General features: G+C 72.3%; 15 protein-coding genes. 5 read left to right on the forward strand and 10 right to left on the reverse strand.

Annotation, left to right across the window (positions count from 1 at the left end; all coding sequences use genetic code 11):
• Positions 1-198 precede the first annotated feature (198 nt).
• From H9I49_RS13350 to H9I49_RS13365, 4 genes are read left to right on the forward strand one after another with little or no spacing between them, the layout of a single operon-like run.
• A complete protein-coding gene (locus H9I49_RS13350; protein WP_370587564.1) occupies positions 199-1,863 on the forward strand; it encodes an MFS transporter in 1,665 nt (554 codons plus the stop codon).
• Positions 1,860-3,044: an o-succinylbenzoate--CoA ligase gene (gene menE / locus H9I49_RS13355; protein ID WP_188030856.1), complete on the forward strand. Its 1,185-nt coding sequence runs from the start codon at positions 1,860-1,862 to the stop codon at positions 3,042-3,044. The genes H9I49_RS13350 and menE overlap by 4 nt, the downstream gene beginning before the upstream one ends.
• 17 nt (positions 3,045-3,061) lie before the next feature.
• Positions 3,062-3,358 (forward strand): PLDc N-terminal domain-containing protein, encoded by a 297-nt coding sequence (locus H9I49_RS13360; RefSeq protein WP_370587565.1) that lies wholly within the window; start codon positions 3,062-3,064, stop codon positions 3,356-3,358.
• A 20-nt stretch (positions 3,359-3,378) separates the two neighbouring features.
• Positions 3,379-4,254 (forward strand): 1,4-dihydroxy-2-naphthoate polyprenyltransferase, encoded by an 876-nt coding sequence (locus H9I49_RS13365; protein ID WP_188030857.1) that lies wholly within the window; start codon positions 3,379-3,381, stop codon positions 4,252-4,254.
• A gap of 59 nt (positions 4,255-4,313) precedes the next feature.
• Here the strand turns inward: H9I49_RS13365 and H9I49_RS13370 are convergent, their stop codons facing one another.
• The 7 genes from H9I49_RS13370 to H9I49_RS13400 all read right to left on the reverse strand — a co-directional run bounded on the left by H9I49_RS13370 (position 4,314) and on the right by H9I49_RS13400 (position 10,712).
• Positions 4,314-5,552, reverse strand: a complete 1,239-nt coding sequence (locus H9I49_RS13370) for an NAD(P)/FAD-dependent oxidoreductase (RefSeq protein ID WP_188030858.1) — start codon at positions 5,550-5,552, stop codon at positions 4,314-4,316.
• Between the two features lie 223 nt (positions 5,553-5,775).
• Complete coding sequence (locus tag H9I49_RS13375; protein WP_188030859.1) at positions 5,776-6,066, reverse strand: DUF4229 domain-containing protein; 291 nt, start codon at positions 6,064-6,066, stop codon at positions 5,776-5,778.
• 12 nt (positions 6,067-6,078) lie between these two features.
• On the reverse strand, positions 6,079-7,065 hold the full coding sequence (gene ccsB, locus H9I49_RS13380) for a c-type cytochrome biogenesis protein CcsB (RefSeq protein WP_370587566.1): 987 nt from the start codon (positions 7,063-7,065) through the stop codon (positions 6,079-6,081).
• Complete coding sequence (locus H9I49_RS13385) at positions 7,065-8,675, reverse strand: cytochrome c biogenesis protein ResB (RefSeq protein WP_188030860.1); 1,611 nt, start codon at positions 8,673-8,675, stop codon at positions 7,065-7,067. The genes ccsB and H9I49_RS13385 overlap by 1 nt, the downstream gene beginning before the upstream one ends.
• 1 nt (position 8,676) lies before the next feature.
• Positions 8,677-9,420, reverse strand: a complete 744-nt coding sequence (locus tag H9I49_RS13390) for a cytochrome c biogenesis CcdA family protein (RefSeq protein WP_188030861.1) — start codon at positions 9,418-9,420, stop codon at positions 8,677-8,679.
• 6 nt (positions 9,421-9,426) lie between these two features.
• Positions 9,427-10,041, reverse strand: a complete 615-nt coding sequence (locus H9I49_RS13395; RefSeq protein ID WP_188030862.1) for a TlpA disulfide reductase family protein — start codon at positions 10,039-10,041, stop codon at positions 9,427-9,429.
• The gene (locus tag H9I49_RS13400; RefSeq protein WP_188030864.1) at positions 10,041-10,712 is read right to left on the reverse strand and encodes a histidine phosphatase family protein; all 672 of its coding nucleotides are present in this window, start codon (positions 10,710-10,712) and stop codon (positions 10,041-10,043) included. The genes H9I49_RS13395 and H9I49_RS13400 overlap by 1 nt, the downstream gene beginning before the upstream one ends.
• Positions 10,713-10,787: 75 nt before the next feature.
• Between H9I49_RS13400 and H9I49_RS13405 the strand changes: the two genes are divergently transcribed.
• Complete coding sequence (locus H9I49_RS13405) at positions 10,788-11,405, forward strand: LysE family transporter (protein WP_188030865.1); 618 nt, start codon at positions 10,788-10,790, stop codon at positions 11,403-11,405.
• Positions 11,406-11,448: 43 nt separating this feature from the next.
• Here H9I49_RS13405 and H9I49_RS13410 read toward each other — a convergent pair whose 3' ends face one another.
• The 3 genes from H9I49_RS13410 to H9I49_RS13420 form a co-directional block, all read right to left on the reverse strand.
• The gene (locus H9I49_RS13410; protein ID WP_188030866.1) at positions 11,449-12,069 is read right to left on the reverse strand and encodes an antibiotic biosynthesis monooxygenase; all 621 of its coding nucleotides are present in this window, start codon (positions 12,067-12,069) and stop codon (positions 11,449-11,451) included.
• A 127-nt stretch (positions 12,070-12,196) separates the two neighbouring features.
• Complete coding sequence (hemL, locus tag H9I49_RS13415) at positions 12,197-13,534, reverse strand: glutamate-1-semialdehyde 2,1-aminomutase (protein WP_188030867.1); 1,338 nt, start codon at positions 13,532-13,534, stop codon at positions 12,197-12,199.
• 71 nt (positions 13,535-13,605) lie between these two features.
• Complete coding sequence (locus H9I49_RS13420; protein WP_188030868.1) at positions 13,606-14,091, reverse strand: MarR family winged helix-turn-helix transcriptional regulator; 486 nt, start codon at positions 14,089-14,091, stop codon at positions 13,606-13,608.
• Between the last annotated feature and the right edge of the window lie 36 nt (positions 14,092-14,127).

The raw sequence follows: 14,127 nt of genomic DNA on the forward strand, positions 1-14,127 counted from the left end.
GAACGGGGTGCACCGCTCCCTCGACCCGGGCGTATGCCGTGCCGCCCGGCCGCAGGACCCGGCTCGTCTGGACGTCGGCGGGCGTCGCGAAGCCGTCACGGCCGCCGCTCACGGACGCGACCGCGAGCTCGCTCCTCCCGGCGAGGCTGGTCGCGACCCGGGCAACCGCCCGGCACCCGGAGAAGGCAGGATGTTGGAGTGGACCCGAGCGACGACCGCCGCAGCAGTGCTGGCCGTCCTGCGCCCGGGACCGCCGAGCCGGACACCTCGGGCGTGCCGGCGGGCGGTCGCCCCGCCGGCTACCGGCAGCCGCCGCGGACGACGGCGGCCAACGGCGCGAAGGCCGTGGGCCGCGGTGTCGGGCGGGTCGCCGCCGCCACGGCCCGGCTGACCACGCGCACCGGCCGGTTCGCCGCGGCGAAGGCCCACGCGTACACCAACTCCGGTGGCGCCGGCGAGACCGGCCTGGCCCGAGTCACCGAGCTGCACGCCAGCCACACCGCCGGCGACACGATCATGACCCTGGCTCTCGCCGGCACGCTCTTCTTCAACCCGCAGACCGCGCAGGCCCGCAGCGCCGTCGCGACCTTCCTGCTGCTGACCATGGTCCCGTTCGTCCTCGTCGCTCCACTCATCGGACCCCTGCTCGACCGGTTCTCGCACGGGCGCCGCTGGGCCATCGGCACGACCCTCGCACTGCGCGGGTTCCTCTGCTGGGTCCTCGGCGAGGCGATCAACACCGACAGCAGCTGGCTCTTCCCGACGGCCCTCGGCTGCCTCGTCGCCTCCCGCGCCTACACGATCACGCGCGCGGCTGCCGTGCCACGGCTCCTGCCGCCCGGCACGACCCTCGTCAAGGCCAACTCCCGCGTCTCGATGGCGGGCATCGTGGGGGCGGTCCTCGGCGGCATCCTCGGCGGGGTCGCCATGCTCGCCGGTTCGTCGTGGGCCCTGCGCGTCGCCTTCGTCGTCTTCGTCTTCGGCACCGTCCAGGCGATCCGGCTCCCAGCGCGGGTCGACTCGTCGGCGGGCGAGGTGTCGATCGAGGACACGAGTCCCATCGCGGTCGCCGGCGCCCACGCGCGGACCGACGGCGCGGAAGACAAGCACCAGGCTGCGGTCGACCGGCGGGGCGGCGATCGTCCGGTGCGGGCGTCCTCGCTGCGCGGCACCCAACGCGGCTGGACCGCCGACCCCGTGCGGCGGCATACGCCCTCGGGCGGTGAGGCGCTCACCGTCGACTCGTCCGGCCCGCTCGGTCGTCTCCGCCGGAGGCGGCAGGCGATCCCGTGGCCGGTGATGCACGCGATGTGGTCGACGGGCGGCACCCGGGTGCTGACCGGCTTCCTCATCATGTTCATGGCGTTCCTCGCCAAGGAGCACCCCATCGACGGCCTGCGCGGCGAGCTCGTCCTCGCCTTCGTCGCGGCCGGCATCGGGGTCGGCAACGGCCTGGGCAGCATGGTGGGCAATGTCGTGCGCGACCAACGGCCCGAGCGCATCGCGATGGTGTCGGTGCTCGCCGCCACGCTGTGCTGCATCGCGACGGGGATCTGGTACGGCGTGTGGACGCTCGTGCTGCTCGGTCTCGTCCAGGGCATGTCGGCGCAGCTCGCCAAGCTGTGCTTCGACGCCCTCGTGCAGCGGGAGGTCCCGGAGAACGTCCGCACGTCGGTCTTCGCGTGGTCCGAGACGATGCTCCAGGTGCTGTGGGTCGTCGGCGGCGCCCTGGGCATCGTGCTGCCGCTCAACCCCTACATCGGCTTCCCCGTGTGCGCCGTCGCGCTCGTGTGGACCGTCGTCATGGCGGCGCGCCAGCGACAGCGTGCCGTCGCTGCACCGACCCCGAGGCGCGCCGGATGAGCGCGACGTCCCCGCGCCCCCTCGCCGTGCCGGCCGGGCCTGCCGTGCTCGACGTCCTGCCCGACCTCGTGGCGGCGCTGACCGGGCGCTCCCCCGTGCTGCCGTATGCCGCGGGCGACCCGGCGCCGTCCGTGCCGTCGCACGACCCCGACGAGCTGCCCGACGGGCTGGCCCTGGTGATCGGCACGTCCGGATCGACCGGCCGGCCCAAGCGGGCACTGCTCACGGCCGAGGCGCTCGAGCGGTCCGCGTGGGCGACGCACCAGGTGCTCGGCGGGAGCGGCGGGTGGCTGCTCGCGATGCCCGCCCACCACATCGCGGGCGTGCAGGTGCTGGTGCGCTCGCTCGCGTCAGGCGTCGCGCCGGCCGTGCTCGACCTGCGCCGCGGCTTCAGCGCCGAGGCCTTCGCTGCGGCCGCCCCGACGGTGCGCACGAGCCGCGCCGCGCCGCGCCGCTACACGGCGCTCGTGCCGACCCAGCTCGCGCGGCTCGTGGACGACCCCGCCGGACGAGAGGCGCTGATCGGCTTCGACGGCGTGCTCGTGGGGGGCGCCGCGACGCCGCCTGCGCTGGTGGAGCAGGCCCACGGCCTCGGAGTCCGGCTGTGCCTGACGTACGGCATGAGCGAGACGGCCGGCGGCTGCGTCTACGACGGCGTCCCGCTGCCCGTGAGCCGGGTGCACGTCGACAACGACCGGCACGTCGTGCTCGGCGGCGACACCGTCGCCCACGGCTACCTCGGGGAGGACGCGCCGGGCCGCGACGCGTTCAGCGTCGACCCCGACGGCGTGCGGTGGTTCCGCACCGACGACCTCGGCCACTTCGACGACGACGGTCTGCTCGTCATAGACGGCCGCGCCGACGACGTCATCAACAGCGGCGGCCTCAAGATCAACCCCGGTGTCGTCGAGGACGCCCTGACCCGCCACCTCGACGACGTCCTCGACGTCGTCGTGCTCGGCCTGCCCGACCCTGAGTGGGGCGAGGCCGTCTGTGCCGCAGTCACGCTCGTCGACCCCACGGGCCGGCTGACGACTCGAGAGGTGCGCGACCGGCTGCGAGGCATCCTGCCCGACGCGGCACTCCCGCGACGCGTGCTCGTCCTCCCCGCGATCCCGCAGCGCGGGCCCGGCAAACCCGACCGGGCGGCGATCCGCAGAGCGGTGCAAGGCCTCGACTGAGCGGTGGCAAGATAGTGGTGTCCCGTCCCGTCGCCGACAAGGAGACCGCCGTGCTGCGCGTCGTGCTCGCCGCTCTGGTGGTCTTCGCGACGATCTACGCGTTCGTCGACTGCGTGCAGACCGACCGCCGACTCGTGCGCATCATGCCGAAGCCCGTCTGGCTCCTCGCCGTACTCGTGCCCGTCATCGGACCGATCTTCTGGCTGGTGGCCGGCCGCACCGACGCGCGGGGTGGTCCCGCGCCGCGCGGGCCGGGCCGCCCGCCCGGGCCCCGCGGCCCCGACGACGACCCCGACTTCCTCCGCAAGCTCTAGAAGGGCTCCCCCAGAACTCCATGGCCACCCTGTCCCAGTGGTTCGAGGGCGCTCGCCCCCGCACGCTCCCCGCCGCTGTCTCGCCCATCCTCGTCGGCACGGGTGCCGCCTACCAGACCGGTCACGTCGTCTGGGCGTATGCCGTCCTGGCCCTTGTCGTGGCCCTCGCCCTGCAGGTCGGCGTGAACTACGCGAACGACTACTCCGACGGCATCCGCGGCACCGACGAGGTCCGCGTCGGGCCCGTTCGCCTCGTCGGCCAGCGGCTCGCCGCGCCCCGCTCGGTCAAGATCGCCGCCTTCGCCTGCTTCTTCTTCGCCGGGCTCATGGGTCTGGCGCTCGTCGGGCTCTCCGGCCTCTGGGTGATGATCCCCATCGGAGCGGCCGCCGTCGCCGCCGCCTGGTACTACACCGGCGGTTCCCGGCCCTACGGCTACCTCGGTCTCGGTGAGATCTTCGTCTTCGTCTTCTTCGGGCTCGTCGCGACGCTCGGCACCATGGCGACCATGACCCCGCCGACGTCGGCGGGCTGGTGGGGTGCCGTCGGTGTCGGGGCCCTCGCCTCGGCGATCCTCGTCGCCAACAACCTGCGCGACATCCCGACCGACCGCGAGCACGGCAAGCGGACGCTCGCGGTCCGGATGGGCGAGGGCGGCACGCGCATCTTCTACGTGGCGCTCGTGGCCGTCGCGTTCGTCATGACGGGCCTCGCCTCGTTCACGTCGCCCTGGGCGCTCCTCGCCGTCCTCGCGGCCCCGCTCGCCCTGCGTCCCATGCAGGCCGTCGTCGGCGGCGCGTCGGGCCCGGGCCTCGTCCCGGCTCTTGCGGGCACGGGCCGCTTCCAGCTCGCCTGGTCGCTGCTGCTCGCCGTCGGCCTCGCTCTCGGCCGCACCTGACCCGCGTACACGATCCACCGCGGCACGCGGCGGGGAAGCCCACTCGGCCAGAGGGGGCGTCAGCGCGGGTCGAGGCGGGTGTCCAGGCGGGACGCGACGCGGGCTGCGGTTGCCGCGGCGTCGTCGCCTACCCCGAAGAGCAGCGACGACCGCCGCCGACGAAGGAAGTGCACGCCGACGAAGTGCAGGTCGGGCGCGACGAGGCTCTCGCCGTCGTGGTGCACCGGGAAGCCCAGCTCGTCGACGACGTCCGGGATCTCGATCCACTCGGTGTAGCGCGTCCGGAAACCGGCGGCGACGACGACGGCGCCCAGCTCGCGCAGCGGTACCGCCTCGAGCCGGGCCGGCTCGAGCGGGGTCGGGTCAGCCAGGTCGGGAGCCTCCGCCCCGGTGGTCTCGCAGAGGTCGAGCACGAGCCCGCGCAGCATGACGTAGGCCGCGTCGCCCGCCGCGATCGACTCGGCGACGTCCGGGACGAGCCGCACGGCCCCGTCGTCGACGCCGGCAAGGTGCCCACCGAGGCGGACTCCCAGCGCGTGCAGGGTGCGGTAGTTGAGGTCGTGGCCACCTGAGGCACCACTCACCTGCGGGTTGGCCCCCAAGCGGGCCGAGGGGGAGGAAAGCTGGTCCGGTCGCTGCTCGAAGAAGGGCGTCTCGAGGAACCAGTCGAACAGGTCGCGGCCGGCCGGACGACGCGGGAACCAGGGCGCGCGACCGCAGGCCATGACCACCTCTCGGCCACTGAGGACGAGCTCCTCGGCGATCTGGCACGCGCTCTGTCCGCTGCCGACGACGAGCACGCCGCCATCGGGCAGGGAGTCCGGGTTGCGGTACTGCGTCACGTCCACGCAGGTGATGCCCGGCGGGATGGACCGTGCGGCAGGCGGCACGTGCGGTTGCTGGTAGGCACCCGTGGCAACGATGACGACGCGGCTCCTGACCGGCCCGTCATCGGTGTCGAGCAGGTAGCCACCCCCGTCGCGAGGTGCGAGCCGGTGGACCGGGCGCCCGTGCCGGACGGTGGCGGAGAGGTGGGCGGCATATGCCTCGAGGTGGCCGGTGATCTCTTCACGCGACATGAACCCGTCCGGCTCGTCACCGTCGTAGACGGCCCCGGGCAGACGCACGAGGTGGTTCGGTCCGACGAGCGTGAAACTGTCCCACCGGTGGCGCCAGGACGACCCCGGGGTCTCCGCCTCGAGGACGACGTGGTCGACCCCACGCGCCTGCAGCTCATAGCTCGTCGCCAGCCCGGCCTGCCCGGCCCCGATGACGACGACGTCGATCTCCTCCGCCATGCTCCGCCACCTCGCTCGCCCCGGCCTGGGCGTCACCACCACGGTGGCACCGCGACCGGGGTCGTGTCAGCGGAACGCGAGCCTTGGCGTGTGGTCCGAGGTGTTCCGTCCCGCCGGGCCGCGAGCTCAAACCCTCGACCTATCCCACGGTCGAGGGGGCACTTTCACCCGCCCGACGCCGGTGCACACGGCCCTCGACTCGGCTGGCCGGACTCGGCCCAGGTCAGCGGTCGACGTTGCGCGGGTCGTCGACCCCGTCGACCTCGGCGTCCTCGGCGGCCTCGTCGCTGTCGGGGTCGGTCGTCTGCTTCGCCTCGAGCTTCGCCTCGTGGCGCTCGAGGAGCTTCGCCGTGATCTCGTCACGCATGCCGCGCAGCAGGATGTAGGACGCGGCGGCGGACGCGAGGGCGGAGGCCCCGAGCAGCAGCACGGTGTTGTCGCGCAGGCCGATGAGCCAGAAGAGGAAGACGAACCCGAAGAAGATCAGGATGCGCAGCACGGAGTAGCGGACCACGTCAGACCACCCTCACATGCCCGAGTAGTTGTGCATGCCGACGAAGGTCGACACGAGGTTGACGAGCGTGAAGTTCACGATGACGCAGACGTAGCCGGCGAGCGCGATGTACATCGACTTGCGGTGGTCGACGCCCGCGGTGGCCCGGCCGTGCATGTACGCGGCGTACACCGTCCAGATGACGAAGGTCCACACCTCCTTGGGGTCCCACTGCCAGTAGGCCCCCCACGCCTGCTTGGCCCAGATGGCGCCCGCGATGAGCGTGAACGTCCACAGGATGAAGGCGACCATGTTGAGGCTGTAGGCCGTGCGCTCGAGTGTGGCCGACGAGGGCAGCGACTCGATGAAGTTCGGCTTCGCGGGCGGCGACTCCTCACGGCGCAGGCGCACGAGGTAGAGCAGACCGACCGCGAAGGCCAGGGTGAAGAAGGCCACGGCGATGAAGGCGACCGACACGTGGATGCCGAGCCAGTAGGACTTGAGCGCGGGCATGAGCTCGCCGGCCTCGGTGTAGAGCACGGCGAGCGACAGACCGAGCACGAGCAGGATCGGCGTGACGATGAAGACGCCGAGCCACTGCCACCGGTTGCGCTTGGCGAGGACGCTGTAGGCCACGCCGACGGCCGCGGACGCGGCCGTCGCGAACTCGAACATGTTGCCCCACGGCGGTCGCGCCACCGCGATGCCCCGCATCGCCACCGATGCGACGAGCAGCGCCGAGGCGAGGTAGGTGAGCATCAGCGCGATGTTGCCGCGCTGGCGGCTCTGCAGGCTCTCCTCGAAGCCCGGCCCGGCGGCATACCGGCTCCCCTGGCGGCGCTCGGGCGTGTGCGGGGCGGCGGCCCCGACGAGCGCCTCCTCACGCTCCTCGACCCGGGACGCGGCCACCTTCGGCGCTCGTGCGGCGAGGTGCCACGCGAAGGCGAGCATGGCGAGCGTGTAGACGATCATCGACGCGTAGAGCGCGGCGTTGGCGTTGGCGGCGAGCGTGGTGGGCACTAGCGGTCGGTCCGTTCTGCAAGGCGGTCGGGCACAGCGGTGGCGATCGCGGAGATGATCGCGGCGAGCCCGGGGTCGGAGTCCTTCGAGAGGCCACCGATGGTCACCACGGTAGCCGGTCGGCCGTCGCCCCCCACAGTCTCGGGGGCCGGGGCGACGCGCACGAAGACGCGGCGGCGCTTGATGGTGAGTCCGAGGATCAGCCCGAGGGTCGCGAGGATGGCACTGACGAGGCTGACCGACGCACCGGGATCGGTCCGGACCGAGAGGCCGGCAAACCGCCTGACGCTGTCGAACGTGATCGAGCCCCGGTCGCCGGGCAGCTCGTACGTCTGGCCCGGCTTGAGGCGGATGAGGGCGGGCGAGCCGTCGGCCTTCGTCACCTGCTTCATCTCGTCGGTGTTGAGCGTGTAGACCGACTGGGGGGCGCCGCCCGGGAAGAGGTTGCCCTCCCAGACGGACAGGGCGAGCTCGGGGTTCTTCGTGTCGGGGAAGAGCGAGACCGGCCCGTCCTGGAACGTCGGCTCGGCGGTCGGCAGGAAGAAGCCGGTGAACCCGAGCTGCTTCGGAGCGGCCGACGGCACCTTGACGACGCCGACCGAGCGGTAGTTGCCGTCCTGGGGCAGGAACGGTGTGGCCTCGCGGTAGAGGACCGCGCCTTTCGCGTCGCGGACCGTGATGACGGGCGTGTAGCCGTTGCCGAGGAGGAAGATGTCGGCGCCGTCGACGGTGATCGGGTGGTTGACCGACACGGTCTCCCGGCTGGCGGACGACTCCGGGTCGCGCTGCAACGTCGTCTGGGCGTCGAAGAGGCGGGGTGTGCCGAAGGACCGGCCGGGCGTCTCGTTGAACTCGACGTCGAGCTTGTCGAGCGAGAGCACGAACGGCGGGAGCGTCTCGGTGTCGACCCACGGCCCCGGGGAGATCGTGTTGTACGTGCCCGCGGACGACGCGAACTTCTGGCCCTCGGCGAGGATGATGTCGCCGCGCCAGCCGAGGAGGTGGCCGACGGCCATGCCCACGATGATGCCGGTCAGGGCCAGGTGGAAGAGCAGGTTGCCGGTCTCGCGAAGGTGCCCCGACTCCGCCGAGAGACTTGTCGTGTCGTGCGAGTGCAGCCGGAAACGCTTGCGCCGCAGCGCGTCCCGGGCCGCGTCGAGCGCCTCGTCGGGCGGCAGCGAGGTCGTGACCTCGGCGTGCTCGTCGAGGCGGTGCAGCCGGGCGGGCGCGCGCGGCGGCCTCGCGCGGAGGGCCGCGACGTGCACTCTCGTGCGCGGCACGATGCAGCCGACCAGCGAGACGAAGAGCAGCAGGTAGATGGCGGAGAACCACACCGACGCGTAGACGTCGAAGAAGCCGAGGCGGTCGAGCCACGGGCTCGTCGTCGGGTTCTGCGCGATGTAGTCGGCGACGCGGCCGGCGTCGATGTTGCGCTGCGGGAAGATCGAGCCGGGCACGGCCGCGATCGACAGCAGCAGGAGCAGGAACAGCGCCGTGCGCATGCTCGTCAGCTGGCGCCAGCCCCACCGCAGCAGCCCGAGCGGGCCGAGCTCGGGCAGGGCCGGCTCGGGACGCGGCGCCTGCTGCTTCAGCGGGGTGTCGGTTGCCATGTCAGATCGCCACCTGGAAGCCGTTGACGAGCTGAACCTGGACCCACACCACGACGGTCTCCCAGACCCCCGTCAGCATGAGGAGGCCGACGACGACGAGGAGCAGCCCGCCCACCGTCTGGAGCACGCGACGGTGCCGGCGCAGCCAGTCGCTCGCGCGCCCCGCCCGCTCCCAGAGCGCGGCCATGAGCACGAAGGGCAGACCGAGCCCGAGCGAGTAGATCGCGGCCAGGATGAGCCCTCGCCCGATCGAGCCGGACTGCGCCGAGATCGGGGCGGCCATGGCCTGGATCGCGCCGAGCGTCGGGCCCATGCACGGCGACCAGCCCACCGCGAACGCAGCACCGAGCAGCGGTGCGCCCGCGAGCCCCGCGCGCGGTCGCCAGCTGACCGGGACGGCATACGAGCGGCCGACGCCGAGGAAGAGCACACCCATGACGAGCACGACCGCACCCCCGACCTTCAGCAGCAAGCTCTGGTGCTCGCGGAAGGCGAGCCCCACGGCCGAGACCGCCGCGGCTGCGACGAGGAAGACCGCGGTGAAGCCGAGGACGAAGAGCAGGGCGCCGAGCACGAGCCGGCCCCGCGAGCGCTGCTCGAGCGTCGTGTCGGACAGGCCGGTCACGTAGCCGAGGAAGCCGGGCACGAGCGGCAGCACGCAGGGCGACGCGAACGAGACGAACCCGGCCGCGAGCGCGACGACCGCGGCGACGAGAAGCGACCCGGAGGCGAGCTCGGCACCCACGCGGCCTCAGGCCTTCTCGGCGAGGACGTCGTCGATGAGCCCGATCAGCGTCGTCGTGGAGACAGGGCCCGACACGCGCGCCGCGATGCGGGCCTCGTGGTCGAGCACGAGGGTCGTCGGCGTCGCCGAGGCCTTGCCCTGCAGCGCGAGGAGCGGCACGCCGCCGTCGTAGGCGAGCGAGGGGTAGGTGACCTTGTTGGCGGTCTGGAAGGCGAGGCCGGTCTCGGCGCCCTCGAGCTTGTCGAGGCCGACGAACTCGACCTTCTTGCCCGTGGCCTGCACGCTCTCCCAGGCCTTCTGCAGGGCCGGGGTCTCCTCGATGCACGGCGGGCACCACGAGCCCCACACGTTGACGACGAGGACGGTGCCGACGCGCTCGGCGAGGCTCCACGGCTTGCCCTCGAGCGTCGTGCCGCTGAGCGTCACCGGCTCGCCGCGGTCGGTGGCGGGCAGCTGCTCGATCGAGCCGTCGCCCGCGACGTAGCCCTTGCGGTCGCCCGAGCGCGCTTGGTCGGCAACGGAGTTGGGGTCGGACGAGCAGGCCGAGACGGCGGCTGCGAGGCCGCCGGCCACGGCTACGGCGCCCCACCGCAGCGCGGTGCGTCGGTCGAGGTGCTCCATCAGGCGCCCACGCTCTTGCTCGCCCTCGCGAGCAGCGCGACGGCCGGCTCGGAGTACGTGATCGAGGCGAGGTCGTCGCCGTCGTAGGTCAGCGACGTCAACGAAGCGAGCGTGCACTCGCGCTTGCGGGGGTCGTGCCACAGCCGCCGGCCCACGAGCCTGTTGCGCACCGTCCACACGGGCAGCTGGTGGCTGACGATGACGGCCTCGTGGCCACGCGCGGCATCGCGGGCGTCGGCGATGGCGGCCAGCATGCGGGCGGCGATGTCCTCGTACGGCTCGCCCCACGACGGCTTCGTCACGTCGGTGAAGAGGCGCCAGTTGCGCGGGTGGAGCAGGTCCCTGGTGCCCACGGTGCGACCCTCGAAATGGTTGACCGACTCGATGACGCGCGCGTCGGTCGTGATCTCGACCGAGTGGTCGGCGGCGATCGGGGCGGCCGTCTCCTGGGCGCGCTCCAGGGGCGAGGCGACGACGTGGGTGATGTCGTTGGCCTCGAGGTGCGCGGCGACGAGCTGCGCCATCTCACGGCCGAGGTCGGAGAGGTGGAAGCCGTCGAGACGCCCGTAGAGGACACCACCGGGGTTGTCGACCTCGCCGTGCCGCATCAGGTGCACGACCGTGAGGTCGCCGACCTCGCGCGACGTCGCCCCGTCCGTGCTCTGGCCCATGGGCGACAGTCTCTCAAACGTCGTGCTCAGGACCGAATCGCGTCTGGGCCTGGGGACCCTCCTACACTCGTCACCGTGTCGTGGTCGCTCTGGCTCACCCTCGTCGTCACGGGGGCGCTCATCTCGCTGACCCCGGGCGCGGGCGCGATCAACACCATGGCCAACTCGCTCGGCTCCGGGTGGACCCGCTCGATCTGGGGCATCCTCGGACAGCAGCTGGCCCTCGTCGCGCACATCGCCGTCGTCGCGGCCGGTGTCGGGGTCGTCGTCGCCGGGTCCCCACTGCTCTACGACGTCATCCGGTACGCCGGTGCGGCCTATCTGGTCTTCCTCGGTGTGCGCCAGCTCCTGTCGCGAGCGGCCGGCGCTCAGGTCGGACCGGTGGCCGGTGAGTCCGCGTGGTCGATGTTCCGCCGCGGGCTGCTCGTCAACCTCACGAACCCCAAGGCCGTGGTCTTCCTCCTCGCCTTCACGCCGCAGTTCATCCGACCGGAGCAGCCGCTCCTGGTGCAGTACGCCGTCTTCGCGGCGACCGTCGTCGCGATCGACGTCGTCGTCATGTGGTTCTTCTTCGCTGCTGCCGCTCGTGGCCTGGGCCGGCTGACGCAGCGCGAAACGGGCCGCCGTGCCGTCAACCGGATCTTCGGCGGCCTGTTCGTCGGTGTCGGCGTCCTGCTCGCGGCGGTGCACTAGCCGCGTCCCCGGCACACGCCGAGGACGCGGCCGGCACGGTGGTTCAGACGAGCTCCGGCACGTCCAGGTGCGCGATGGCGAGCGAGAACTCGCCCACCTCGACGATGCGGGTGCCGGTGTCCTGCGCGAGGTCCGCCCGAAGGCCCATCGCTGCGTTGCGGGTCGTCGTCATGGCCTCGACGGAGTCGTAGGTCGCGGTCACGCAGGCTCGACCCGAGGCTCGGTCGACGAAGAGGCTCGCGCTGCAGAACCCCTCGAGCTGCTCGACGCGCGGCATGATGCCCATCTTGAAGGCGTCGAGGACGCGGTCGACGGACCCGGGGTCGGACTCGGTCCAGGTCACGCGCGCGCAGCACCCGTCGGCGGCCCGGTGGTCTCGGTGCAGGTAGGCGATCTCCCACTCGTCGACGGTCGCCTCCCCGCCCAGGAGCTTCGCCGCCTCTGAACGCAGGGGCTCCACGGCGTCGGCCGTTGCCCGCATGGCGGCCTCGTCGCGCCACGCGGTCGTGACGATGCACCGACCGCTGACCCGGTCGGCGACCATCGAGAGCCCGATGCAGCCGTCCATCTCTCTGACCTGCGGCATCACCACGTCCTGGACATGTGAGATGCCGGTCTCGATCATCCCGGGACGGCCCATGACTGTCGTGGATCGTGCGTGCACGGCCCACCTCCCTCGATCGAGGCGGCACCCCGGCGGCGCCGCCGTCACCGACCAGCGTCCTACTGGTCGGCCCTGGCCACAATGCCCTGGCGTATGCCGGGTGGCGCCGTCCGCGCCCGCCCTCCGGTCAGTCGGGGGTGGCGGCGGCGCGGGCAGCAGCCGGCAGCGCGCCCATGACGTGGTTGACCGCCTCGTCGTCGTGCGCGGCCGAGACGAACCATGACTCGAACGCGCTCGGCGGCAGGTGCACACCCTGGCTCAGCATCGAGTGGAAGAACCTGCGGAAGGCGGCGGTGTCCTGGTCCTTGGCGTCGTCGTAGTTCGCGACCGCACCGTCACGGAAGAAGACGGAGAACATCGAGCCGGCCCACTGGATCGTGTGCGGCACGGACGCGGCCGCGAGCTCGGCGGAGGCGGCATCGGCGATGGCGCGCGAGACCGTGTCGAGCCGCTCGTAGACGGCGGGCGTGCACCCCTCGAGCGTCGCGAGACCCGCGGCAGAGGCGACGGGGTTCCCGGAGAGCGTGCCGGCCTGGTAGACCGGGCCCTGAGGCGCGAGCAGGGCCATGACGTCGGCTCGGCCACCGAAGGCCGCGGCGGGGAAGCCGCCGCCCATGACCTTGCCGAAGGTGAAGAGGTCGGGCGCGCCCGCCGCATACGGCCCCTCGAGCCCGTAGAAGCCGGAGGCGCTGCAGCGGAAGCCCGTCATGACCTCGTCGGACACGAGCAGGGCGCCGTGCTCCTTCGTCAGTCGCAGCAGCCCCTCCGTGAAGCCGGGCGCGGGCGGGACGACGCCCATGTTGCCGGCGGCCGCCTCGGTGATGACGGCGGCGATCTCGTGCCCGCGCTCGGCGAAGGCGGCCTCGAGGGCCGGAAGGTCGTTGTAGGGAAGGACGATCGTCTCGCCGGCGCTCGAGCGCGGCACGCCCGCCGAGTCGGGCAGCGCGAAGGTTGCGACGCCGGAGCCGGCCGAGGCGAGGAGCGCGTCGACGTGACCGTGGTAGCACCCGGCGAACTTCACGACGACATCACGGCCCGTGAAGCCGCGCGCCAGGCGGATCGCCGACATCGTGGCCTCGGTGCCCGAGCTGACGAGGCGCACCTGCTCGACGGGCTCGACGCGGGCGACGATCGCCTCGGCGAGGAGCACCTCGTTCTCCGAGGGTGTGCCGAAGGAGAAACCTTGTGCCGCAGCGTTGTTCACGGCCGCAAGGACGTCGGGGTGGGCGTGCCCGAGGATCATCGGGCCCCACGAGCAGATGAGGTCGACGTAGCGCTTGCCGTCAGCGTCGGTGAGCCACGCGCCGCTGCCGCTTGCCATGAACCGGGGCGTGCCACCCACCGCCCGGAAGGCACGGACCGGCGAGTTGACGCCACCAGGGATGACCGCTCCCGCCCGTGCGAGGAGCGCGGCGGACGCCGGGGCGTCGGTGGTGGTCTGGACGGTGACGGGCTGCGAGCTCATGGGCCCCATTCTCGCAACCCGGCCCCGGTGTCCGGGCAGGGGTGCGGCAATACCGCACGGGTGCGCGGCCGTCAGTGGCCGCTGACCCCGTTGGGGTCGAGGTGGTCGCGCACGATCGCCATGGCGTCGCCGATGGCGGTGAACTGCCCGGGCGTCATGATGTCGACGAGGTTGTCGCGGACGCTCTGAACGTGGATCCTCGAGATGTCGCGGACGGCGGTCAGGCCTCCCGTCGTGAGGACGAGCTCGACGCCGCGCTTGTCATCGGAGCACTGCTCGCGGGCCACCCAGCCGCGGTCCTCGAGGCGCTTCGCGGTGTGGGTGAGCCGGCTGCGGGACTGGACGACCATGGCGGCGAGCTCGGACATGCGCAACCGGTGGTTCGGGCTCTCGGAGAGCATCGAGATGATCTCGTACTCGCTCAGCTGCAGACCGGCGTCGCCGAGCGCGTCGTCGAGGGCCTGCTCGAGCAGACGGGTCCCACGCAGGATGGCGCGCCACGACGCCTGCTCCGAGTCACTCAGCCAGCGCACGCCGTCATCCCCTGTACCTGCCATGTCAACCTCCTGTGACCTTCACAGATGGTAGTGGTG

Source organism: Terrabacter sp. MAHUQ-38 (genome assembly GCF_014518425.1).
In the GTDB taxonomy this organism is placed as follows: Bacteria; Actinomycetota; Actinomycetes; order Actinomycetales; family Dermatophilaceae; genus Terrabacter.

Excerpts from the sequence above, each read along its gene's own strand:
- menE (WP_188030856.1), top strand. The coding sequence starts at position 1,860 with ATGAGCGCGACGTCCCCGCGCCCCCTCGCCGTGCCGGCCGGGCCTGCC.
- H9I49_RS13365 (WP_188030857.1), top strand. The coding sequence starts at position 3,379 with ATGGCCACCCTGTCCCAGTGGTTCGAGGGCGCTCGCCCCCGCACGCTC.
- H9I49_RS13370 (WP_188030858.1), bottom strand. The coding sequence starts at position 5,552 with ATGGCGGAGGAGATCGACGTCGTCGTCATCGGGGCCGGGCAGGCCGGG.
- H9I49_RS13385 (WP_188030860.1), bottom strand. The coding sequence starts at position 8,675 with ATGGCAACCGACACCCCGCTGAAGCAGCAGGCGCCGCGTCCCGAGCCG.
- H9I49_RS13395 (WP_188030862.1), bottom strand. The coding sequence starts at position 10,041 with ATGGAGCACCTCGACCGACGCACCGCGCTGCGGTGGGGCGCCGTAGCC.
- H9I49_RS13400 (WP_188030864.1), bottom strand. The coding sequence starts at position 10,712 with ATGGGCCAGAGCACGGACGGGGCGACGTCGCGCGAGGTCGGCGACCTC.
- hemL (WP_188030867.1), bottom strand. The coding sequence starts at position 13,534 with ATGAGCTCGCAGCCCGTCACCGTCCAGACCACCACCGACGCCCCGGCG.
- H9I49_RS13420 (WP_188030868.1), bottom strand. The coding sequence starts at position 14,091 with ATGGCAGGTACAGGGGATGACGGCGTGCGCTGGCTGAGTGACTCGGAG.